General features: G+C 40.9%; 21 protein-coding genes and 1 riboswitch. Of the genes, 16 read left to right on the forward strand and 5 right to left on the reverse strand.

Annotated features, from left to right (window positions below; genetic code table 11):
- Position 1 precedes the first annotated feature (1 nt).
- The 8 genes from walK (at position 2) to HU823_RS05720 (ending at position 8,025) form a co-directional block, all read left to right on the forward strand.
- The gene (walK, locus tag HU823_RS05685; RefSeq protein ID WP_197221411.1) at positions 2–1,834 is read left to right on the forward strand and encodes a cell wall metabolism sensor histidine kinase WalK; all 1,833 of its coding nucleotides are present in this window, start codon (positions 2–4) and stop codon (positions 1,832–1,834) included.
- Entirely contained in the window at positions 1,831–3,237 is a 1,407-nt protein-coding gene (locus tag HU823_RS05690) for a YycH family regulatory protein (protein ID WP_197221412.1), read from the forward strand. The genes walK and HU823_RS05690 overlap by 4 nt, the downstream gene beginning before the upstream one ends.
- Positions 3,234–4,073, forward strand: a complete 840-nt coding sequence (locus HU823_RS05695; protein WP_197221413.1) for a two-component system regulatory protein YycI — start codon at positions 3,234–3,236, stop codon at positions 4,071–4,073. Before HU823_RS05690 ends, HU823_RS05695 begins: the two co-directional genes overlap by 4 nt.
- Before the next feature lie 16 nt (positions 4,074–4,089).
- The gene (locus HU823_RS05700) at positions 4,090–4,887 is read left to right on the forward strand and encodes an MBL fold metallo-hydrolase (protein WP_144696598.1); all 798 of its coding nucleotides are present in this window, start codon (positions 4,090–4,092) and stop codon (positions 4,885–4,887) included.
- Positions 4,888–5,043: 156 nt separating this feature from the next.
- Positions 5,044–6,252: a S1C family serine protease gene (locus HU823_RS05705; RefSeq protein WP_197221414.1), complete on the forward strand. Its 1,209-nt coding sequence runs from the start codon at positions 5,044–5,046 to the stop codon at positions 6,250–6,252.
- A 440-nt stretch (positions 6,253–6,692) separates the two neighbouring features.
- A complete protein-coding gene (locus HU823_RS05710) occupies positions 6,693–6,857 on the forward strand; it encodes a CxxH/CxxC protein (RefSeq protein WP_066399497.1) in 165 nt (54 codons plus the stop codon).
- Between the two features lie 80 nt (positions 6,858–6,937).
- Entirely contained in the window at positions 6,938–7,417 is a 480-nt protein-coding gene (gene rlmH, locus HU823_RS05715; RefSeq protein WP_144703137.1) for a 23S rRNA (pseudouridine(1915)-N(3))-methyltransferase RlmH, read from the forward strand.
- 179 nt (positions 7,418–7,596) lie between these two features.
- Positions 7,597–8,025, forward strand: a complete 429-nt coding sequence (locus tag HU823_RS05720) for an ASCH domain-containing protein (RefSeq protein ID WP_197221415.1) — start codon at positions 7,597–7,599, stop codon at positions 8,023–8,025.
- Positions 8,026–8,151: 126 nt separating this feature from the next.
- On the opposite strand, the gene HU823_RS05725 is transcribed toward HU823_RS05720, so the two are convergent.
- Positions 8,152–8,460, reverse strand: coding sequence for a nucleotide pyrophosphohydrolase (locus tag HU823_RS05725; protein ID WP_197221416.1), 309 nt, complete (start codon positions 8,458–8,460; stop codon positions 8,152–8,154).
- 274 nt (positions 8,461–8,734) lie between these two features.
- Positions 8,735–8,813: riboswitch (glycine riboswitch) on the forward strand.
- Positions 8,814–8,945: 132 nt separating this feature from the next.
- On the opposite strand from HU823_RS05725, the gene HU823_RS05730 reads away from it, so the two are divergent.
- Both HU823_RS05730 and HU823_RS05735 read left to right on the forward strand, forming a co-directional pair.
- Positions 8,946–10,292 (forward strand): amino acid permease, encoded by a 1,347-nt coding sequence (locus HU823_RS05730; protein WP_197221417.1) that lies wholly within the window; start codon positions 8,946–8,948, stop codon positions 10,290–10,292.
- A 112-nt stretch (positions 10,293–10,404) separates the two neighbouring features.
- Positions 10,405–10,884, forward strand: coding sequence for an SRPBCC family protein (locus HU823_RS05735; RefSeq protein ID WP_197221418.1), 480 nt, complete (start codon positions 10,405–10,407; stop codon positions 10,882–10,884).
- A 217-nt stretch (positions 10,885–11,101) separates the two neighbouring features.
- On the opposite strand, the gene HU823_RS05740 is transcribed toward HU823_RS05735, so the two are convergent.
- Positions 11,102–12,025 carry a DMT family transporter gene (locus HU823_RS05740; protein WP_186320403.1) on the reverse strand — a complete coding sequence of 308 codons (924 nt, stop codon included), beginning with the start codon at positions 12,023–12,025 and terminating at the stop codon, positions 11,102–11,104.
- Between the two features lie 439 nt (positions 12,026–12,464).
- Between HU823_RS05740 and HU823_RS05745 the strand changes: the two genes are divergently transcribed.
- Positions 12,465–13,349 (forward strand): radical SAM/SPASM domain-containing protein, encoded by an 885-nt coding sequence (locus HU823_RS05745; protein ID WP_197221419.1) that lies wholly within the window; start codon positions 12,465–12,467, stop codon positions 13,347–13,349.
- 133 nt (positions 13,350–13,482) lie between these two features.
- On the opposite strand, the gene katG is transcribed toward HU823_RS05745, so the two are convergent.
- Positions 13,483–15,702, reverse strand: a complete 2,220-nt coding sequence (gene katG / locus HU823_RS05750; protein ID WP_197221420.1) for a catalase/peroxidase HPI — start codon at positions 15,700–15,702, stop codon at positions 13,483–13,485.
- 237 nt (positions 15,703–15,939) lie between these two features.
- Here katG and HU823_RS05755 point away from each other — a divergent pair, with 237 nt between their 5' ends.
- From HU823_RS05755 to HU823_RS05765, 3 genes are all read left to right on the forward strand, one after another.
- Positions 15,940–16,275 carry a zinc ribbon domain-containing protein YjdM gene (locus HU823_RS05755; RefSeq protein ID WP_197221421.1) on the forward strand — a complete coding sequence of 112 codons (336 nt, stop codon included), beginning with the start codon at positions 15,940–15,942 and terminating at the stop codon, positions 16,273–16,275.
- Between the two features lie 269 nt (positions 16,276–16,544).
- Positions 16,545–18,107, forward strand: a complete 1,563-nt coding sequence (locus HU823_RS05760; protein ID WP_197221422.1) for a UDP-N-acetylmuramoyl-L-alanyl-D-glutamate--2,6-diaminopimelate ligase — start codon at positions 16,545–16,547, stop codon at positions 18,105–18,107.
- 166 nt (positions 18,108–18,273) lie between these two features.
- Positions 18,274–18,891, forward strand: coding sequence for a hypothetical protein (locus HU823_RS05765; RefSeq protein ID WP_197221423.1), 618 nt, complete (start codon positions 18,274–18,276; stop codon positions 18,889–18,891).
- A gap of 256 nt (positions 18,892–19,147) precedes the next feature.
- Here HU823_RS05765 and HU823_RS05770 read toward each other — a convergent pair whose 3' ends face one another.
- Together HU823_RS05770 and HU823_RS05775 are read right to left on the reverse strand one after the other, a co-directional pair.
- Positions 19,148–19,564, reverse strand: coding sequence for a carboxymuconolactone decarboxylase family protein (locus HU823_RS05770; RefSeq protein ID WP_144696619.1), 417 nt, complete (start codon positions 19,562–19,564; stop codon positions 19,148–19,150).
- Between the two features lie 101 nt (positions 19,565–19,665).
- Complete coding sequence (locus HU823_RS05775; RefSeq protein WP_144696621.1) at positions 19,666–20,547, reverse strand: LysR family transcriptional regulator; 882 nt, start codon at positions 20,545–20,547, stop codon at positions 19,666–19,668.
- A gap of 167 nt (positions 20,548–20,714) precedes the next feature.
- Between HU823_RS05775 and HU823_RS05780 the strand changes: the two genes are divergently transcribed.
- On the forward strand, positions 20,715–22,001 hold the full coding sequence (locus HU823_RS05780; protein ID WP_144696622.1) for a GntP family permease: 1,287 nt from the start codon (positions 20,715–20,717) through the stop codon (positions 21,999–22,001).
- 24 nt (positions 22,002–22,025) lie between these two features.
- Positions 22,026–22,802, forward strand: a complete 777-nt coding sequence (locus HU823_RS05785; RefSeq protein WP_144696624.1) for a 3-hydroxybutyrate dehydrogenase — start codon at positions 22,026–22,028, stop codon at positions 22,800–22,802.
- Positions 22,803–22,864: the final 62 nt, after the last annotated feature.

Below are 22,864 nucleotides of genomic sequence, written 5' to 3' on the forward strand. Positions count from 1 at the left end.
GATGGATAAAGTCAATTTTTTTAAATCAATACACGTTAAGTTTGTATTGATTTATGTATTGCTCATTTTAATAGCCATGCAAGTGATCAGTGTTTATTTTATTAACAACTTAGAATCTGATCTTCGGCAGAGCTTCTCTAAATCACTGTACGATAGAGTGAATTTATTAGAGTTTAACATTGAGCAAAAGTTGAAGGACAAAGATCGATACAAAGATAAAAAAGCCGAAGATGGCGAATCTCCAATAACGCTTGAAGACGATATTCAAGCGTTAATTGACGAGGAGTTCGAAGAGAAAGAGATCCAGGTACTTAATGAAGATGGTATGGTGCTTGCGAGCAATAAACCGCAGTTGGTGGGGCAGATCAGCTTCAATCCTAAGATTAAACTTGCTCTTGAAGGAACGGTTGATGATGAGATCATGCTTCATGAAGGTGAGCGGGTGATGGTACTCGCCAAACCGATCAAGATTGATGCTACAGGAGAGAACATTGGCGCCATCTATTTAGTAGCTTCTATTGAAGGGATTTTTAAACAGATTTCTCGAATCAATAGCATTCTAGTGACCGGAACCGTAATCGCACTTATTATAACCGGACTGCTAGGGGTCTTTTTGGCACGGACGATCACAAGGCCTATGGCTGATATGAGAAAGCAAGCCCTTGTTATGGCAAGAGGGGACTTTTCTCGAAAAGTTCAGCTGTATGGAGACGATGAGATCGGTCAGCTTGCTATGACCTTTAACAATTTAACAACAAAGCTGCAAGAGGCAACAGCTATCACAGAGAGCGAACGAAGAAAGCTGCGTTCCGTTCTTACGTATATGACAGATGGTGTGATTGCGACAGATCGTGACGGAGCGATCATCCTCATGAACGACCGGTCTGAAGAGATGCTGAACATCTCTAGACAGAACGCGCTAGGAACGCCTCTTATGGAGCTATTGCGCTTAAATACGGAATACACGTGGGAAGAACTTTATAACGAATACGAATCTATGCTGCTTGATTTTAGTACGAACGATTTGCATTATGTGGTGCGAGCAAACTTCTCCACGATACAAAAAGATGACGGGCCAATCAATGGTCTTATTTGTGTTCTTCATGATGTTACTGAGCAAGAACAGATCGATAACGAGCGACGTGAGTTTGTGTTCAACGTTTCGCACGAATTAAGAACACCGCTGACGACGATGAGAAGTTATCTGGAGGCGCTGGCTGAAGGGGCGTGGCAAGATGAGAACATCGCTCCGCGTTTTCTAGAGGTTACTCAAAATGAGACTGAACGTATGATCAGACTCGTAACTGATCTGCTTCAATTATCGAAAATGGACAGCAAAGATTACCGATTTAACTTTTTTGAAATTGATCTGGTCGAATTCTTGAACGGCATCATCGATCGTTTTGAGATGCTTGAAAAGGAAAACATTGAACTTTCTAGGTCCCTGCCTAAGCACAAGATAAACGTTCAGTTGGATACCGATAAGATGACACAAGTGCTTGATAATATCATCTCGAACGCGATGAAATATTCGCCTGAAGGTGGAACGATCACCTTTAACGCTTCCGTGATCGGCCGCAAGGTGAAGGTAAGTATTTCAGATCAAGGTGTTGGAATTCCGAAGAATAACGTTTCTAAGATCTTTGATCGATTCTTTAGGGTAGACCGTGCTCGTTCTCGAGATATCGGAGGCACAGGCCTAGGTCTCGCGATCGCAAAAGAAATCGTACTTGCGCATGGCGGAGACATCTGGGCAGAAAGTGAGTGGGGCCAAGGAACGACCATCCACTTTACTCTTCCTTTAAAAAAGGTTAAGGAGGGGCTGCAGCAATGAACTGGTTAAAGTGGATTACACATGCAAAAGAAGTGATCACTTTTTTCAAGAAGAATTATGAACATATCAAATCGATCACGCTTACTTTATTAATCGGTTTGAGCCTTGTTCTCACATGGAGCTTGTGGACATTTAAACCAAGCTATCCATCGCTAGAGGGAGCTCGTATCGTTAAGAAACAGGAAGTAGATGTTGAAGCTGGCGTGAAGCAACTTGTTTACCCTACCCAGGTGATTTACCATAGTGGTGATGAGTTGTACGGACTTGAAGCAAGCAACTTAATAAAAGAATTTCATATGGGCTTGAACGAAACAAAATTTACATTTGATACAGGTTCTAGAAATAATCGTGCTTTCGATCCTGATGAAAAGTTTTTACGCGACAACAAGTATGTGGAGATTATTTTTCCAGTAGGTATGAGTCAGGATATTTATAAAGAAATCTTCTCTTTTGAATCCGAGATACAAGCTACTAAACCACAAAATGTAGACCGAATCTTTTTATATCAAGATAAAATGACAGATAGTATCGAAGGCTATCTTGTTTCTTATCAACAAAAGAAGATGCAAAAGATAAGGGCAACGAATAATCAGCTAAATCCTTTAATAAGAGATATGGATAAGTGGGTGGATACAGGAAACTTAATCCCTTATATCCAATATGATATTGAGGGTGACGGAAAAGAGGGACAAGCAGAGATCTTAAGAAGATTTTATTTTCCAAAGGAATCTCTAGCTATGACTCGTTATACGTACCTTTCAAAAGCAACAGGTGAAGATACGTATGAAACGTATAAAAAAGCACTGTTTAAAGATCCGTTAGCTGTTAAAAGTGCATCTGATAAAAATCAGATCACATATGCTGATGGAACAGCGGCAATGGTTGTGAACGAATTGCAAAATCGTTTCACGTTTACTAACTTTGCAGGAAATCGAAATCCAAATACAACACCTAATATTTCACCGCTCTATCAATCCTTAGACTACATCAATACGCACGCAGGATGGGGAAATCCGTATATTCTTTCCGGTCTATCAACGTATTCCGCAAATTTCTGGCTGTTTGTTGAGAATTTGCCTGTGTTGGATCCGGAGATGCAGATGAGCCTAGTGTGGTATGAAAACGAGCTTAAGGAATATCAGCGCTCACTCGTTCAGTTACAGCTCGACCAACAGTCTTATCTTTCACAGAAGGTAAACATCCAATCAGGGCTAGATGTTATTAAAGAACTTGAAGCAAAAGATTACAACCAGAACTATGTACAAGATGTTCGAATTGGATTCACGATGAAAAAGCAAAAAGAACCACATGTATATAAGTTAGAGCCACAATGGTTTATTAATTATGATGCTAAAGGATGGCAACCGTTATTTTCACAGACTGGAAAGGAAGGATTAAATTGAATTGGCAAAGAACAAAAAGCATTTTTATCCTTACCTTTCTTGTCTTAAATCTATTCTTGGGTTATCAGCTCTATCAAAAGAACGACATTAACAACATCTCGAGACTTACAGATCAGCCTTTAGAAGAGCGGTTAGCGAATAACGAAATCTCACTATCCGAAAAGCTGCCGAAATATAAAGAAAAACAAACCTTAATCAGTGCCCAGCGTTACAAGTTTTCAGAAGAAGAAAAGAAATCTCCTGAAAAAAATGTATCGCTGGATAAGGAAGCGAGTACTGACATTACCCTTCACTATAATCTTAGTAAACCGATGGATCTTCCGAAGAAGGATACAAAAGATATAATCTCAGAGCTTAATCAATTTGCAGAAGATAACATAACCCGCGGTAAAGAATACGCATTTTATGAATGGGATAAAAAGAGCAATATCGTCTGGTTTACGCAAGTCTATCAAGAGAAAAAGGTCTTCTATAATCCTACTAATTTTGGCATTGTTTCTGACGGAAAAGATTTCGATGTGCCGAACGGAATGATTAAGTTCAAACTTGATGACAAAGGAAATCTTACTAGTTTAACGCAGACCTATCTATTTATTACAAGACAGGGTGCTTTTCAACAGATCATCTCACCTAGTAAGGCGCTTGAGAAACTATTAGAAACGAACCTTCAAAAAGGTGATCATATACAAAAAGTAGAGCTTGGCCATTATAGCCTTGTAGGTGAAGGGGAAGTTCAAGTTTATACCCCTACATGGTTCATAGAAACCAAGGACGGACAGTATTTAGTTAATGCAACTGACAGTTCCATTCAAGTTTTGACGGAAAAGGCAGAGTAGAGAGGAACATGCGGTTATGAGTTTAAAATTTAGCGTTCTTGCAAGCGGCAGTTCGGGAAACGCTGTTTACGTTGAAACCGAACAAACACGCTTGCTCGTGGATGCGGGCTTAAGTGCCAAACAGATTCAGATTTTATTTGAAAAAGCAGCATGTGGTGAGGTGGCGGACATTGATGGAATTCTTGTCACTCATGAACATAGCGATCACATTAAAGGACTCGGTGTGCTGGCTAGGAAATTTAAGCTGCCGATCTATGCGAACAAAAACACATGGAATGCCATGAACGGTTTGATTGGGGAAGTGGCGACCGAGCAAAAGTTTGAGTTTGAGATGGAAAGTGTAAAAACGTTCAACGATCTAGAAGTTGAATCTTTTGGCGTGTCTCATGACGCGGCAGAGCCCATGTTCTACGTCTTTCATCATAACGGCCGCAAGCTTGCACTCATGACAGATACAGGCTATGTGAGCGATCGGATGAAAGGTATCATCCGTGACAGCCACTCGCTCGTGATTGAATCCAACCATGACATCAACATGCTCATGATGGGACGTTATCCATGGAACATTAAACGCCGTATTCTGGGGGACCATGGTCATATTTCGAACGAAGATTGTGGACATGCTCTCGCTGATGTAATCGGTGACGGTACGAAACACATCTATCTTGCTCACTTAAGTAGAGATAACAATATGAAGGATATTGCTCGTTTAGCCGTTGAGCAGACGTTAAAAACGTATGATATTTCAGCGGGTGAACAAGTGATTCTTCACGATACAGATGCGAGTCAGCCAACAAAATTGGCTTTAGTTTAAAATACTTACTTGTTTAAAGTAAGCCGTTTCCGGAAATAACAATAAGTGTGGGAAATTATGAAAAATAACCCAAAATGTCCATAATTTCAGGACTAATTGCTTATACTAGGTTATGAATTCATCCATTTAATTGTTGAAAGGAACGGTGAGGAGTATATGGGCTATTACGATGATGATTATCAATCACCATCTCGACAAAAAGGAAACCGCGGAGGAAAGTTTCTACCAGCTTTGCTAGGAGCTATTCTAGGCGGTTTGCTTGTCCTATTTACAGTACCTGCACTAGGAGGAGCTGGTCTTTTGCCAGATAATCTGTATCCTCCGAATGAAGAACAAAACGGTCTAGGTACTGACGAAAATGTGGAACAGCGAAAAGTGGATGTCGATCTGACTACGAATGTAACGGATGCCGTTGATAAAGCATCTGGAGCGGTAGTTGAAGTTATCAACATTCAGCAGACTGATTTTTGGAGCCAGCAGCCAGCGGGCACGGGATCAGGTGTTATTTATAAAAAAGAAGGCAACAAAGCCTATGTGGTAACAAATGACCACGTAGTTGCCGATGCGAACCAGATCGAGATCACGCTTAGCAACGGAACGAAGCTTAAAGGTACATTACGCGGAACAGATCCTCTGATGGACTTAGCTGTAGTTGAAATCGATGGCAGCAAGGTCGATAGTGTAGCGGAGTTCGGAGTGTCGGGTGACTTAAAGCGTGGTGAACCTGCCATCGCAATCGGTAACCCACTAGGAAACTTCCCAGGATCAGTCACACAAGGTATCGTATCTAGTGCGGATCGTTCGATTCCCGTTGATTTGGATCAAGACGGAAATCCAGATTGGCAAGCTGAAGTTATTCAAACAGACGCAGCGATCAACCCTGGTAACAGCGGTGGAGCACTGATTAATATCGCAGGTCAGGTGATTGGGATCAACTCTTCTAAAATCGCGCAGAACGAAGTAGAAGGAATCGGATTTGCTATTCCATCTGATGTGGCAAAACCGATCATTGAAGACCTTGAGAACTATGGTGAAACACGCAGACCGTTCTTAGGCGTTAACATCATTCCGCTTTCTCAAGTGAACACGTATCAGCGTGAACAAACATTGAAGATTCCAGACAGCGTACAAGAAGGTGTCGTTGTTATGGAGATCACGTCAGCTTCACCAGCAGCTCGTGCGGGTATTAAGGAAATGGACGTTATTGTCGAGATGGGTGGAGAGAAAATCAAAGACCCTATCGCTCTTCGTAAGTTCCTTTATACAAAGGCGAAGATTGGTGATGAGGTGGATGTGACGTTCTATCGTGATGGGAAGAAGAAGACCGTTAAAGTTGAATTGAGCGGTGGACAGCAATCTCAATAATAGTGGGAAACAGGGGGCTTTAGGGTCTCCTGTTTTTCTTTTTGATGAGGCTATGGTGTCTTTGGAAGTGAGTTGATTTCCGTTTCAGGTTGCTCGCTTTCCGCGGGGCAGGCGGTGAGCCACATTCAATCGTTTCACTCTAAAGTGTCTCACCTGCCCACCTGTCCCGCAGGACAAGGAAGGCTGCGGCAGCAAAACATCGCACGAAGAAAATTTGAAGTTTAATTTTCGAGGAGTCTCGCACCTTACACTGCAATCAACTTGTCGATGAAGTAAATAAAAAGACTAAAACAAGAAAAACAAAATGTCACCACCATTTAAGAAAAATCTAATGGTTGATTCCACATGTGGACAACTTTATTTTTGCGGATTGTTTACACACAGCTGTAAATTCGTTAGTGTAAGAGGAAGGATTGTGGATAAGTTAGGAGTGAAAAGATTTGGTTATTATTTGCTGCAAAGACCATGCTGAGCTTGCGATTGACATCATTGTGGATGAGTTTGAAACGCCACCTGTAGTAGAGTTACTAACAGAGAATGATGAGTTATCAACAGGTTGTGAATACTGCGATAACAAAGGTGTATATAAAGTATCGAACATATGAACGCCTACAAGATATAGCACTAACTGTGCATATGTGGATAAGTTCTGGGGATAACTTATTTGAAAGGAAGTTTTCAACAAGTGAATATTTCAATCATTTCCGTAGGGAAATTAAAAGAAAAATACTTAAAACTAGGTATTGATGAATACTTAAAACGACTAGGACCTTATGCAAAAGTAGAAATCATCGAGGTCCCTGATGAAAAAGCACCTGAAACTTTAAGTGATCAAGAGATGATCATGGTTAAAAACGCTGAAGGTGAAAGAATTCTAGCTAAAATCGGCCAAGATGTGCATGTGATTGCGATGGCGATCGAAGGAAAAGCTGTTTCATCTGAAGACTTGGCTAAGAATCTGGACCAGCTTGCAACGTATGGAAAGAGCAAGGTTGCCTTCGTCATTGGAGGCTCCTTAGGGTTGAGTGATGCTGTTATGAAGCGGGCGAATGAGAAGATTTCTTTTGGGAAAATTACTTATCCGCATCAGTTGATGAAGCTGGTGTTGGTTGAACAGGTTTATCGAGCGTTTCGGATTAATCGGGGGGAACCGTACCATAAATAACGGTAAACTCCAAGGTTGGATGGTTTCAATGTACTTTTTAATAGTAATCCCCTCATTTTTTTATTTTTCCGGAAGATTACTACTTACCGTGGGCACTTAGACCTTTTTGCTAATATTATTCTTCTCTACGGACACGATAAGACAAACGAACGAAACTTTATAGGTTGGTGGCAGGCAGAATGAAGGTATTATCTATGATTCAGCCTTGGGCAAGTCTTTTTGTTCTTCGAGAGAATGAATTTGAAACAAGGTCATGGAAAACAAATTATCGCGGGCCGTTGGCCATTCATACAAGTAAAAAAATAGATAAGTCTGTCTGCAGGCATGTTGCCATCCGTTCGCTGCTCGATAAGCATGGATATACAGAAGAAACCCTTCCAACGGGAATGATCATTGCTGTATGTCGGCTTGAAAATTGTCTGAAGATAACTGAGGAAAATCAGACATCAGCAGTCCTGGAAAATGGACAAATCGTATCAGGAAATGATTATTTTTTGGGAGACTTTAATGTGGGAGGATATGCTTGGGTGGTTCAAGACATGAAGATCTTGAATGAACGTATCCCAGCAAAAGGCCAGCTTGGGTTATGGGAAACTGATTTATTATGAAGGCGATGAGGTAAGGATTATTTCATTTATACATAGGAATTACGGACAACAATCCATACCGATCTAACAGCACCTACTTAACTAAATACTATAGGTGCTGTTTCTTATTTTATTTTGTATTTTTTTCTAACTATTTGAAACAGGATACTTCAATCCATTTTTCTTAATCTTATCTTTAATAATTGTTTCGACATCCAAATCCAATTCACTGCAGAGCATAAGTCCGTAGATGAACACATCAGCAATTTCTTCTTTGATGTTTTCCATGTTTTGTTCTATAGCCTCTTCACTGCTTTTCCACTGAAAATCTTCTAATAGTTCAGCTGCTTCAATGGAGAGAGAAATGGCAAGATCTTTTGGATTGTGGTGAGGTTTCCATCCTCTTTCATCACGGAATTCATTGATAGCGTTTATTAGCTGTTTAATTTCATTCATGTATACTCATCCTTAGTAAGTAGTCTTTTTATAGGTGAAATCTAGTTTATATAATTTTATCACTTTAGTGCAAGGGAGTAGAGGTTAAACTCATAAAGCAGTTATGTACAATTATTTAATAGTTTGAATTCTTCTACTCATGTGGGGTAAATGCAATACCAGTATTGTACAGTTGACAAAACTCCAACTGCGTAATAGTATTGAAAATTATATTCAGAACTACTAAAAAATTTATAGATAGCAAGCTATGATCGCTGTAGGTCGTACTACAGCAGGAGCAACTTCTGGAGAGACCGCTTTGTTAGCGGCGCCGAAGGGTTCACAATCTCAGGCAAACGGACAGAAGAGTATCGAATTTTGACTTTGTTGTGCCTGTCATATCTAGCGCAGTGAATGCTTTTTTCATATTCTAATGTACAAGAGATTGGAGATTCTTCCAGTCTCTTTTTTTCGTTTGATTTGCATCTTAGAAGGAGGATTCATACGTGTCACAGCAAGAGTTGAAGAGAGATTTAGCTAATCGTCATGTGCAGCTGATTGCCATTGGCGGAACGATTGGTACGGGGTTATTTTTAGGTTCAGGAAAAGCGATTCAACTTGCCGGACCGTCTGTTATATTTGCTTATTTAATTGTGGGGATCGCTCTATTTTTCATGATGAGAGCGCTAGGGGAACTGTTGCTTTCGAAGGAAGGCTATGAGTCGTTTACCGATATTGCGGAGGACTATCTTGGTCCGCGAGCTGCGTTTATCACAGGATGGACATATTGGTTCTGCTGGATCATGACAGCGATGGCCGATGTGATTGCGGTCGGTGTTTATGTTCAATATTGGTTTGACATACCGCAGTGGGTTCCGGCGATTGTCTGTTTGCTTCTTTTACTTGGGCTGAATCTATTAACGGTAAAGCTTTTCGGAGAATTGGAGTTTTGGTTCGCTTTAATCAAGGTGATTACGATTCTAGCGTTGATTGTGATTGGCGTTGTCCTACTCGTTATTGGTTATCAGACGGATGCGGGGACAGTCTCTATAAACAACCTTTGGGATCATGGAGGTTTGTTTCCTAACGGGATGACAGGGTTCTTACTCTCGTCCCAAATGGTTGTGTTCGCATTTGTCGGAGTTGAATTGGTCGGTGTAGCAGCAGCAGAAACATCTGATCCGAGAAAAAATATTCCGTCCGCCATCAATAAGATTCCACTGCGAATTCTATTTTTCTATGTGGGCGCATTGATCGTGCTGCTATGCATCAATCCGTGGACACAATTGAACGCGACGGAAAGTCCATTCGTTAAAACATTCAGCTTAATAGGGATTCCGCTTGCTGCTGGCATTATTAATTTTGTCGTGCTGACATCAGCGGCATCTGCATGCAACAGTGGGTTATTTTCAACGAGCCGTATCCTATTTACGTTAAGCAAGAGTGAGCAGGCACCTCGATCTTTTAAAAAACTAACGAAAAATTCGGTGCCAGGTAACGCGCTTTGGGTTTCGACTATAGTTGTTTCAGTGGGAGCGCTCCTCAGCAAGCTGATTCCAGAGCAGGCTTTTGGTATCGTCACGACTATCAGTGCCATCTGTTTCATCTGGGTGTGGAGCGTGATCTTGATCAGCCATATTAAATACCGTAAGACACGATCTGATCTGCACAAGAAGTCAACGTTCAAAGCACCTTTTGCTCCATTCATTAATTATGTGGTACTCGCACTGTTCGGGATCATTTTAATCGTGTTGCTCGTGGCAGAAGCTACTCGTCCAGCGTTATTGCTGACACCCATTTGGTTTATTTTATTATTTTTCTTGTATGCTTTTAAAAAACCTATGCTGAAATAATTGATCTGGATCTTTAGAGACATCTTACATTTTATAAGTAGCATCTTTAAGCAGGTGATAAGCAGGAAGCGACGAATTTTCCTTTAGAGTTAATTTCAAGGAGGTTTTTAGGGTGAATTTGTCAAGAAATCGGAGAACAGATACTGCTTCAAAAGTGATCCCAGTTCCACCTCAAATCGTCTATCTAGCTATTATAAATCCGGATTCACTAATTCAATGGCTTCCGCCTGAAGGGATGTCGGGTAAAATTGATACCTATGATTGCCGTGAAGGGGGAGCTTATAAAATGACGCTTACGTATGAATTGGATGAGTTGATTCTTGGCAAAACGTCGGATAACACCGATGTGGCGGAAGGAACATTTTTGGAGCTGGTCCCAAACCAGCGAATTGTCCAATCTGTTAACTTCAATTCTGAAGATCCAGCTTTCTCGGGTGAGATGTTACAGAAATGGCTATTGGAAGATGTTTCGGGAGGCACTAATGTTACAATCGTTTGTGAAAACGTACCAGAAGGCATTCGTAAGGAAGATCACGACACTGGATTAAGGTCCACACTCGAGAATCTTGCTGCTTTTACTGAGAAATTGTAAATAGATACACGAAATTTATCGGATTAACAAGCCAGAGATTTTTTAAAATCTCTGGCTTGTTTCAGTTATTTTATTGATCAGCGCGTATCTTTTAGTTTTTTAGTTTAGGGGCGCGGACGGTTGTCGTGCTTCTTATTGTATAATTAGATGGAAAGGTGAATCCTTTAGTGTTTACAGTTGTAAGTTAGGAAGCAGCAGAACCGTCCCTTTGCTTTCCCTACCTCCTCGCACCCCATCGATTTATCAGTCCAACTAGATGACCATTTACGAAAATAACCCCAAGGATAATGATTGCTCCACCTAAAATACTGGTATAAATAACCTTTTCATGTAGAAGTAGCACGGCTGCTATCAGTGTAGAGACTGGTTCAAGGTATAAGAAAACAGATACTTGAGTGGCCTCCAACACCTCTAATGCTTTTGCCCAGTACCAGTAGGCAATACCGGATACAAAGACTCCAAGGAAGATAAGATGAGCCCATTCTACTCCATCTAGAAGAGTAAGCTTTTCCCAGCTTTTGTTCTGATAGATGAATGGGAGAGTAAGCAAAAGTCCCAAAGTACTCATGTAAAAGGTGAGGACCAATGCAGGCAATGGCACTTTTAGGCTTTTTAGTAAAACTGAATAAATGGCCCAATTTAAGGTACTGAGAACCATCAGTAGATACCCGATGTTGATCGAGAATCCTAATGACCTGTCTCCACCTGCTGTTGTGACCAGCAATACACCACTAATGGCCAAAATAATTCCAATAGCCTTTGGAAATGTCATCTTTTCATGCAGAAATACCATGGAAAGAACGACGGTGAAAATCGGGGATAACGTAATGAGCCAGCCTGCAGAGGATGCATCAATGGATAAAAGTGCGCTTGCCTGAATAACTTGATGAAGAAAAACACCAAGAATCCCTAATACGATTAAGTGAGGGATATACTGTATCGGCAGCTTCATGGAATGTTCCTTTTTTACAAGGATAAGTACTAATAAAAATAATGCACCTATACCAAAACGGATGACCAGAAGAGTAAAGGGATCAAGCTTGTCCAGTACCGCTTTAGTCGAGACAAAGGATATTCCCCAAAGGCTGATGGACATGGTGGCATACAATGAGGCTCCTAGCATTTTTCGAAATGAAATCATAGATAGGCTTTCCTTTCCCAGTCGATTGTTCTACCATCTTATGCTTGTCCTCGAAAAAACATGAGGATGAGAAGCTTAGCTAGGGTCAAGAAAGTTCTTGTGAAACGAGGGGAAGGAAGCGGCAGAACCGTCCCTTTGCTTGCAAATATTACGGAGGTGTTGTGATGGTAAGGAAATATCCCGAGCGTATTGCTGCACGAATGACGAAGAAGGGAAACGAGATGATTTCTCTTCTTTTTTGCGTTTGCGTTTAGATATTTAAAAAACGACCGAATGACCAACCTTTCGTTTCCATCTGTTAATTTCCTCATAACACGTTTATCTTTTTAATGAATTGTGCTCTAATAAGAAAGAGTTAAAAAAGCAGGTAGTTTATGTGCACTGTGGCTTTAGTGAGCATTAGTGTATGTATTAAGAGTTTGTGAAATGAGGAATACCTATGAAAAGATTTAAGAAGTTTTATATAGAGATTACGAGTATCTGTAATTTGGCGTGTCATTTTTGTCCTCCAACTGAACGAGCTAAACAGTTCATCTCCATTGATGATTTTACGAAACGTTTAGACCAGATCAAGCCGTATACCGATTTCATCTATTTGCATGTAAAAGGTGAGCCGCTGCTTCATCCAAAAATTGATCAGTTATTGGACATAGCTCATGAAAGAGGGTTTAAAGTTAATATCACGACGAATGGGACGCTCATCAAAAAGAATTGGGACAAGCTTATCAATAAGCCTGCGCTCAGACAGATGAATTTCTCCCTTCATAGCTTTGATGGCCATGTCGGTCAGAGCATGACGGATAAAGAAGAATACGTAAGAACGATTCTTTCTTTTGTACAAGAAGCAACGAGAGAGTCTTCATTATTTGTTTCTTTAAGGCTTTGGAACCTGACGCAAGACAATGCGACGAACTTGGAGAAACAGCGTAACCGCCAGCTGCTTGAAATTATTGAAAATGAATTTAATCTCGCATTTAAAATTGAAGAAAAGCTCACGCCGGGAAAAGGAATCAAACTGGCGGATCAAATTTTCATCAATCAAGATTATGAGTTTAAATGGCCCGCATTGCATGAAGAAGAGGACGACGGAAAAGGGTTCTGCTATGGTCTGCGCAATCAAGCAGGCATTTTGGCGAACGGTACAGTCATTCCATGCTGCCTAGATGGAGAAGGGGTCATTAACTTAGGAAATATTAACGAAACAGACTTCTCAACTATTATTGAAGGTGATCGAGCAAATAATCTTGTAGATGGTTTTTCGCGAAGAGAAGCGGTTGAAGAACTTTGTAGAAAATGTGGTTATCGAAAGCGTTTCGGTAAATAACAAGAAAATACATGACATTTAAGACGGGGAAATGCCCTGTCTTTTTTTATGGAAAAAAAACGCACCTAATCTCATGAGCTCTGAAACAGCAAAATCTGCATCAGACATTGTGATTAGGTGCGTTGGTTATTTATTATTTTAATTTAACATCAAATCGATCAGCGTCCATTACTTTTACCCATGCTGCGATAAAGTCGCGCACGAATTTTTCTTGGTTGTCATTCTGCGCATACACTTCAGCGAGTGCACGAAGTTCTGAGTTGGATCCGAACACGAGATCAAAGCGGGAAGCCGTTCGCTTCACTTCTCCTGATTTACGGTCGCGACCTTCGTACTCGTTAAATCCTGTTGATTTCCACTCTATGCCCATGTCGAGCAAGTTTACGAAAAAGTCGTTCGTTAACGTGCCGACACGGTCTGTGAATACGCCTTGTTTCGTATTCTTATAGTTTGTTCCAAGAACACGCAGACCTCCTACGAGTACAGTCATTTCAGGAGCAGACAGACCTAGTAGCTGCGCTTTATCTACAAGCATCTCTTCAGGACTTGTACTATATTCTTTCTTTTGATAGTTTCGGAACCCGTCTGATACCGGCTCTAAGACATCAAACGAAACATCATCTGTTTGTTCAGGCGTTGCATCACCGCGTCCAGGTGTAAATGGAACCGTAACATCAAAGCCTGCATCTTTTGCTGCTTTTTCAACGGCTGCACTTCCGCCAAGAACGATTAAGTCAGCTAGGCTCACCTTCGTGTCGAGCTGGCTTTGTAAATCTTGATAGATTCCTAGCACTTTTTCCAGCTGTTGGGGTTCGTTCGCTTCCCAACTCTTTTGAGGAGCTAGGCGGATGCGTGAACCGTTCGCACCTCCACGCATATCAGAAACGCGGTATGTGCTAGCGGAAGCCCATGCCGTTTTGACGAGCTCACTCACCGATAATCCTGTATTAAGGATTTTTTCTTTTAACTGAGCGATGTCAGATGGTGATAGGTCATAATCCACACTCGGTACTGGGTCTTGCCAGATAAGTTCTTCGTCTGGTACTTCAGGACCTAGATAACGAACTTTCGGCCCCATGTCACGGTGAAGCAGCTTGAACCACGCGCGTGCAAAAGCATCAGCGAATTCATCTGGATTCTCGTAATAACGGCGAGAAATTTTTTCATAGTCCGGATCCATACGCAATGCCATATCAGCGGTTGTCATCATCGTTTTCACTTTGATGGATGGATCTTCGGCATCAGGAGCCATATGCTCTTCCGTCATATCGACAGGTGTCCATTGGTATGCGCCTGCTCTACTCTTCGTTAACTCCCACTCGTAACCGAATAGAAGATCAAAGTATCCGTTATCCCATTGTGTTGGGTTCGACGTCCACGCTCCATCAATACCACTCGAAATGGTATCACGGCCTTTTCCGCTGCCGTGACGGCTTAGCCAGCCAAACCCTTGCGTTTCGATGTCAGCAGCTTCAGGGTCGTCTCCTACAAGAGACGGATCTCCTGCTCCATGGGCTTTTCCAAATGTATGACCACCTGCGATAAGTGCAACCGTTTCTTCGTCATTCATCGCCATACGGCTGAACGTATCACGAATATCACGAGCACTTGCGAGCGGATCAGGCTTTCCGTTCGGTCCTTCAGGGTTCACATAGATCAGACCCATCTGAACAGCAGCAAGCGGGTCTTCAAGCTCACGGTCACCCGAATAACGGTTGTCTGCTAACCATTCTTTTTCCGTTCCCCAATAAACATCTTCTTCTGCATGCCAAATATCTTCACGTCCACCAGCAAAACCAAACGTTTTTAACCCCATGGATTCAATCGCTACGTTACCCGTGAAAACAAGGAGATCTGCCCATGAGATCTTGTTGCCGTATTTTTGTTTGATCGGCCATAACAGACGGCGAGCTTTATCAAGGTTTACGTTATCTGGCCAACTGTTTAGAGGTGCGAAGCGTTGAGAACCTGATCCACCGCCACCGCGTCCATCAGCCGTACGGTATGTACCTGCCGCATGCCAAGACATACGGATGAAGAAAGGACCATAGTGACCATAATCCGCTGGCCACCAGTCTTGGCTGTCGGTCATCAACGCATGAAGATCTTTTTTCAACGCGTCGTAATCCAACTTAGAGAACTCTTCACGATAATTAAAATCGTCTCCCATCGGGTTCGATTTTTTGTCATGTTGGCGAAGAACGTTCAGGTTGAGTTGGTTCGGCCACCAATCCTTATTCGTCGTACCGTGGGGCGCTCTTGAAGTCGTAATCGCACTATCCTTGTGGTGTGTGACAGGACATTGACCTGCTGATGTGTGTTCTTTTTGATCGGGCTTGTTGTTGTTTTCCATTACAATTTCCCCTTCCTTTTTTGGAACTTAAAATTGCAAAACACGAAAAGCCATGATGTTAAATATTTGATTATTATGATAACTCAATTATAGAGGACAGGTATGTGGATTCAAAGCGTAATGCACTTTTGATGTTCACATTAAGGTCTTTGTATAAACGACCATTCTGAAGAAATCTTGAGCCACAACTAAGTATGATAAAATGAACAATAACTATAAGAAATGAGGACGACATAGATGTCTAACCTACCAAACTGCCCGAAATGCAGTTCTGCATACGTGTATGAGGATGGAGCTTTTCTCGTATGCCCCGAATGTGCTCATGAATGGGCTCCCGAAACAGAGAGCGAATCTGAAGAGAAGGTTGTCAAAGATTCAAACGGAAACATTCTTCAAGACGGTGACTCTGTATCTGTTATTAAAGATCTTAAAGTCAAAGGAACATCTTCTGTTATAAAGATCGGAACAAAAGTAAAAGGCATTCGTCTCGTCGAGGGTGATCATGATATTGATTGTAAGATTGACGGATTTGGCGCGATGAAATTAAAGTCCGAGTTTGTAAAAAAGATATAGAGATGATTCTGATCAACCACCATTTTCCGGTGGTTATTTTTTTCGTAAAATAATCCTACCCCTCAAGATTCAACTCACTAACCCCCGTCCTTCCAGTATTTAACGCTCATTTTTTCTTAAAAAAAGATAGAGAAACATAAATAAAAAAGGGTTAACAATCGAATACTTAGGGTATTTAAAGAAAGTATGTGTGCATAAAAATTTTAAATACAAACTTTTATATTCTACTATAGTAATTATTCATAGATTGATCGCAAAAGGAGAGACAGATGAATATACATTTTGAACAAAAAAAGCAGCAATTAGGTATTCGGGAAATTTGGGGAAGCAAACAGCAAACCATTTCTTCTGTCTGCTTTGATTCCAGAAACGTAATGAATAACTCTTCCTTTGTTTGTATAACAGGTGAACAATTTGACGGTCATACTTTTATTCAGAATGCCATCGAAAACGGTGCCATTGTAGTGGCTGGTGAAAATAAATCGATTTTAAAAGAGGCGAGCGAAATCTATAGAGATCGTACATTCTTACTCGTTGAAGATGCTCGCGTATTTATGGCTCAATTATCTATCCTGTTTAATAAACGTATACATGAAAAATTAATAACAGTTGGTATTACAGGTACAAATGGTAAGACGACAGTCGCGGCTTATGTTAGATCGTTGATGAACTTATGTGGTGTGAAATCAGGTTCAATCGGAACAACTGGCATGATTTCCTCAACAGGAAACCTAAACATGAAACAGTCCACACCAACAACGCCTGAAGCACCTGATCTTCATCACATCTTCAAACAATTTGTTGAAAATGGAGATCAGCTCGCTGCGATGGAAGTTACTTCTGTTGGAATTGAACAAAAAAGAACAGCAGGCATTGATTTTGATGTTGCGATTCATACAAATTTATCGCCTGAACATTTGGAGTTTCATCATACGTTTGAAAACTACAAACAAGCGAAGTTAAAGCTATTTAAACAAGCAAAGAAAGCAGTTGTAAACATTGATGACGAGGGAATGGGTAAAGAAATCGTTGAGTTGTTTGCAGGTCCGCTGCTAACGTACAGCATGAATGAAAAAAGCGGTGCAGATGTGATCGCGACGGCTGTTAAGCAGGTAGCGAACGGTACTTCGTTTACCTTATCTGTTCACGGAAAACATTATTCTGTCATAACACCATTTTATGGATCTTATAATATAGCGAATCTCCTTTCTGCCATCTGTACAGGTTTGCATATCGGAATTCCATTAGAAAAAATGCTTCATGTTCTACCTGAAATGACAGGACCTGAAGGAAGATTTGAAATCATTCATAAGCAAAAGCGCAAGATTATTTTGGACTACGCACACACTCCTGTTGCGTTACAAAATCTTGTAACGGAAGTAAAAAAGCTGCCATACAGTCGACTGATTGTACTAGTGATGGGTATCGGGATAAGAGATAAAGAGAAGATGCCCAAAATGGCAGAAACGATTGAGAACCAAGCAGATGAAATCGTCGTATCGGTTGATCATCCAGGATACAACGATCCGAGCGAGATTGTCGGTCATGTGATGAAAGGTTTCAAAAATCCTGATGCACCTAACATTCACTCGGAGCTTACCCGTCATGATGCGGTAATCAAGGCATTGTCTCTTAGTGAAGAAAATGACATCGTTCTCCTAACGAGTGGCTGCATCAATGGGGCTCAAATTGTTAAAGGCGAGAAGATTCCTCACTCCGACAAAGACATCATTGCAGATTTCTTTAGAAGTAAAAAAGTGGCGAAAAGCGGAAGAGTGTTTGCTTCTTCTAAGATAAGATGGGCTCCATCTAAAAAGAGAAACGTATTGTAAAAAAGTTGGATAAAAATGAACCCCGTTATGGATATAGCGGGGTTTTTACTCGTTGTCTTTTCAGTAAACGAAGCATCAAACACTCTCATTTTACAGTTATGGGGCGTAACCCCTGAACAAGCCGGGTATTGGTTAATACTTACAAAATGTTGAGGGAGCTGACAGCGTGAATACACTTTTTCTAGTTTCTTTTTTAGTGAGTTCGATTGTGACAAGTGCGAATTCAAGCGAAATGGCCTTAAATCGGACGAGTAATGAAGTAACGCAGAATGATGAAGAGGAATCACAAAGCTTTTCTGAGCCGATCAATACGGAGAAACAGCAAGATGCTGTTTTGAAATTTATCAATGTGGACGTCGCAGCAGTCTCTACCTACGAAGTACAAGCCTTTGATTCTTTGGCTAGCGTTTCAGGCGGAAATTATACAGACGACGAGACCATGTATTTGGAGTTAGTAGAAACGACGATTCCTGCTTACGAAAAAGCAGTGGCCCAAGCGAAAACCATTGATGTTCAAGGAGAAGAATTAGTAGGAATGAAGAAGCAAATCGAAAAAGCTACCGAAACTTTTTATGAAGGCTTAATACTTCAAAGACAAGCGTTAGAACAACAAGATGAAAACTTGATGACACAGTCTAATCTAAAATTAGAAGAATACTTTCAATTAGTAGATGCTTATCACGCAGATATGGAATTATTGAGCAAAAAATACGACATCGAATATAAAGATGCTCCAAGTCAATCAGAGCAACTGGAACAAACAGAAGAAGGAGATCTCTTGTAAATGCTATAACAAAGGGCTTAAGTCAGTGCATAGACATAGATTTTTATAAGACTTCATTGATAGTTGATTGGAGCGCAAGGTGCGAGACTCCTGGGGGATCAGCGGGAAAGTTGAGACTCTTAACAGCGCAAAGCGCTAAGAGGCTCAACGCACGCCCCCCGGAAAGCGAGCATCCTGGAGCGCAAAGCAACCTCTCTCAAGACTTCTAGGCATAACAAAAAGTAGCTACCCCTGTAAAAAAGGATAGCTACTTTTTTTAATGTGCCTTTGATTCACTCACTTCTTCATCACGCATTGCAAAAACTTTCTTCGCAACCGTTAACGCGTTCAACACACGCGGAAAACCTGTGTACGGAATCAAGTGTGTAATGCTCTCCACGATTTCTTCTTTCGTTAGACCTGCTGTCAGACCCGTATTGATATGAAGCTCCAATTGAGGTTCCGTTCCTTGTGTCACAAGAGAAGAAATGGTAATAAGCGCTCTTTGTTTGTTCGTTAGTCCTGCTCGTGAATAGATCTCGCCGTACGCAAATTCAATAATGTATTTTCCTACATCTGGCGCGATATCTTGCAGGTCATCTGAGATTTTTAAGTGTGTTGAAATGTCTTTGTTATCCGTTAGCGTGTACTCCATTAATTTATCTAATCCATTTTGAAAACGATCTTTTTCCATGAGTAGTGCCTCCTATAATTTGTATAGGAATTACTTTATCTCAACTCAACCTATTCGTAAAATACATATAATTTATCTAAATTATGCATTTTAGTTATATGTTATTCGCTAAATGGCGAGAGCATATTAATGAATTCTCGAGTCGCATACGTAACGTATTTATCTTTCTTTTTTATAATACCGAGCTTATAAGGTAGTGAAGGATCAACGATCGGAATGGCTTTAACCAAAGTTTGATCAACCTTTTTTGCGATGGATTCTGGAAAGATAGAAACCCCTAAGTTCTCCCCGATCATGCCGCTGATGAAGTCCCATTGTGAGCTTTCGTAGGAAATTTTAGGCTGAAAACCAGCTGCTATACATTCATTGATCACTCTGTCATGCAGGGTGAAGCCTTCTTTAAAAATGATAAAAGATTCATTCTCTAATTCCTTCATCGATACTTTTTCTCTATTCGCGAGCGGATGTGAATGATGAACAAATAGCATCAGGTGCTCGGTTAAGAAAGAAACGATTTCGAGTTTATCTTCATTTAAGGGCATAACGACAACCCCCAGATCTAAGAGACCGTCATTCACTTCTCGCTGCACACGGTTTGCGCCATGTTCGACGAGTTGAATCTGTATTTCAGGGTATGAAGCTTTGAATTTCTTGATGATTTTAGGGAAAAATAAGAAGCCGATCAACGGGGGAATCCCAATTTTGATTTTCCCTTTTTTTAAGTTCATTAAGTCGTAAAGGTTAGATGATAGATTGTCCAAAGACTCGAGAATCATCTTGCTTTGCTCAAACACGATCTCGCCGGCTTCTGTTAGTTCAATCTGTCTTGAAGATCGATCAATCAGTTCCATCTCAAGTTCATCTTCTAAACTTTTTACCATTTTACTGAGACTAGGCTGAGATAAATGCAGTACAGTAGAAGCTTTTGTGAAGCTTTTGTGCTTGGCCACAGCATGAAAATAGGTCAATTGTCGAATATCCATATGGAGAACTCCATTCTATAACTTTTGTGCATACTATCTATAGTTATAATTCATTTTACTTAATAAATACACAGGAGTAAAATGTCCTTCGTGCAATGAAAACTTTTGAAAAGTAAGTGCTAATAGATGAAAGCGCACTCTTTCTATATAAAAAAGGAGGAAAGATTTTGATTAGTATCATAATAGGTCTGGCTCTACTCATGTTTTTTGCCTACCTGGGCTGGTCGATCATCTGGGTCGCTCCAATCGTAGCGGGTATTGTTGCTCTGATGAGTGGTTTGGACTTGATGGACGCGTATACCAATACGTATATGACCGGCTTTGTAGATTTCGCAAAAGCATGGTTTCCGATCTTCTTATTAGGAGCTGTTCTCGGTAAGTTGATGGAAGATACGGGAGCTGCTAAATCGGTTGCGATTCAGTTCACGAAATTTATAGGTGAAAAACGTGCGATTCTTGGAGTTTTGGTAGCATCAGCTGTCTTAACTTACGGTGGCGTAAGTTTGTTTGTCGTTGTGTTCGCCATCTATCCGATCGCATTGGCATTGTTTAAAAAAGCAGATATCTCTAGAAGATTGATCGCACCTACGATCGTTCTCGGTGCATTCACGTTTACGATGACTGCTGTACCAGGTACACCGCAGATTCAAAACTTAATTCCGATGAATACGTTTAAGACAACACCTATGGCGGGTACCATTATCGGTATTGTAGCTACGTTGATCATGGCAGTTGGCGGTTATTTCTGGCTGAAATTCAGAGAGAACCGTTTAACAGCAGCTGGTGAAAAGTATACAGAACCAAATAAGTCAAAAGAGAATGAAGATGAAGATGAGGAGAACCTTCCAAACTGGATTCTTTCATTAGTCCCTTTAATCGTTGTTGTTATTTTACTTAATTTCTTAAAAATCGCTCCAATTCCTTCGTTGTTAGCTGGAATTCTAGCTATTCTTCTTATCAATATCAAGCAATACAAAAAATTTATCCCTTCTATGAACGAAGGTGCTAAAGGTTCTGTAATGGCGATCATCAATACGAGTGCTGCAGTTGGATTCGGTGCGGTTGTAACGAGTGTACCGGATTTCGACAAAATCACTGATATGCTTTTAGGAATCTCAAGCAATCCGCTCGTATCTGAATCCTTAGTCGTACAGCTTTTAGCGATGATCACTGGTTCAGCATCAGGTGGTATGGGAATCGCATTACAAGCTCTTGGCGGAACGTATTATGATTTGTCTCAGTCAACAGGCATGAGTCCTGAGGCGTTCCATAGAATGGCATCCATTGCCTCTGGAGCATCGATCCTGCCTCATAACGGTGCATTGTTAACGCTTCTTGCGGTAACACAGTTATCACACAAGGAAACGTACAAAGATGTATTTGTTGTCGCTTTAATCATCCCGACCATTGCCGTAATTGTTGGAATCATTATGGCAAGCATGGGAATTATATAAAAACTTTTTAGGAGTGAGTATAGTATGGTAGAAAATAAAGTAGTCGTTATTACAGGTTCTGCAAGTGGTATCGGATTTGAAATCGGAAAAACATTCGCTCAAAATGGAAGCAAAGTAGTCTTAACTGACCTTAATGAAGAAGGCGTAAAAAAGGCTGCAGAAGAATTAAAAGGTCTTGGACTTGAAGCAATCGGTCTTAAAGCTGACGTTACAAGTGAAGAAGACATCAAGAGCATGATCGAAACAGCACACAAAGAATATGGACGTGTTGACGTTCTGATCAATAACGCTGGTCTTCAGCACGTTTCACCGATCGAAGAGTTTCCAACAGCTAAATTCGAACTTATGATCAAAATCATGCTAACTGCACCATTTATCGCAACAAAGCATGTAATGCCGATCATGAAGCAACAAGGATTCGGACGTATCATTAACATCTCATCTATCAATGGTTTGATCGGATTTGCTGGTAAAGCGGCTTATAACAGTGCGAAACATGGTGTAATCGGTCTGACAAAAGTTGCTGCCCTTGAATCAGCAGCAGAAGGTGTTACAGTTAACGCACTTTGCCCAGGTTACGTGGACACACCACTTGTTCGTGGTCAGATGGAAGACTTAGCGAAAACAAGAAACGTTTCATTAGATAAAGTACTTGAAGAAGTTATCTACCCATTAGTTCCTCAAAAACGTCTGATGGAAGTAAGCGAGATCGCAGACTATGCGATGTTCCTATCCAGCGACAAAGCGAAAAGTGTAACTGGACAAGCTATCGTAATCGATGGCGGTTATACTGCTCAATAATTTCAGCTTTTTATAAACCTCAGCCGATTTTTGGCTGAGGTTTTCTTTTTGACTGTTGTGGA

Origin of the sequence: Fictibacillus sp. 18YEL24, from assembly GCF_015903855.1 — a bacterium.
GTDB classification, from domain to species: Bacteria; Bacillota; Bacilli; order Bacillales; family Fictibacillaceae; genus Fictibacillus; species Fictibacillus phosphorivorans_C.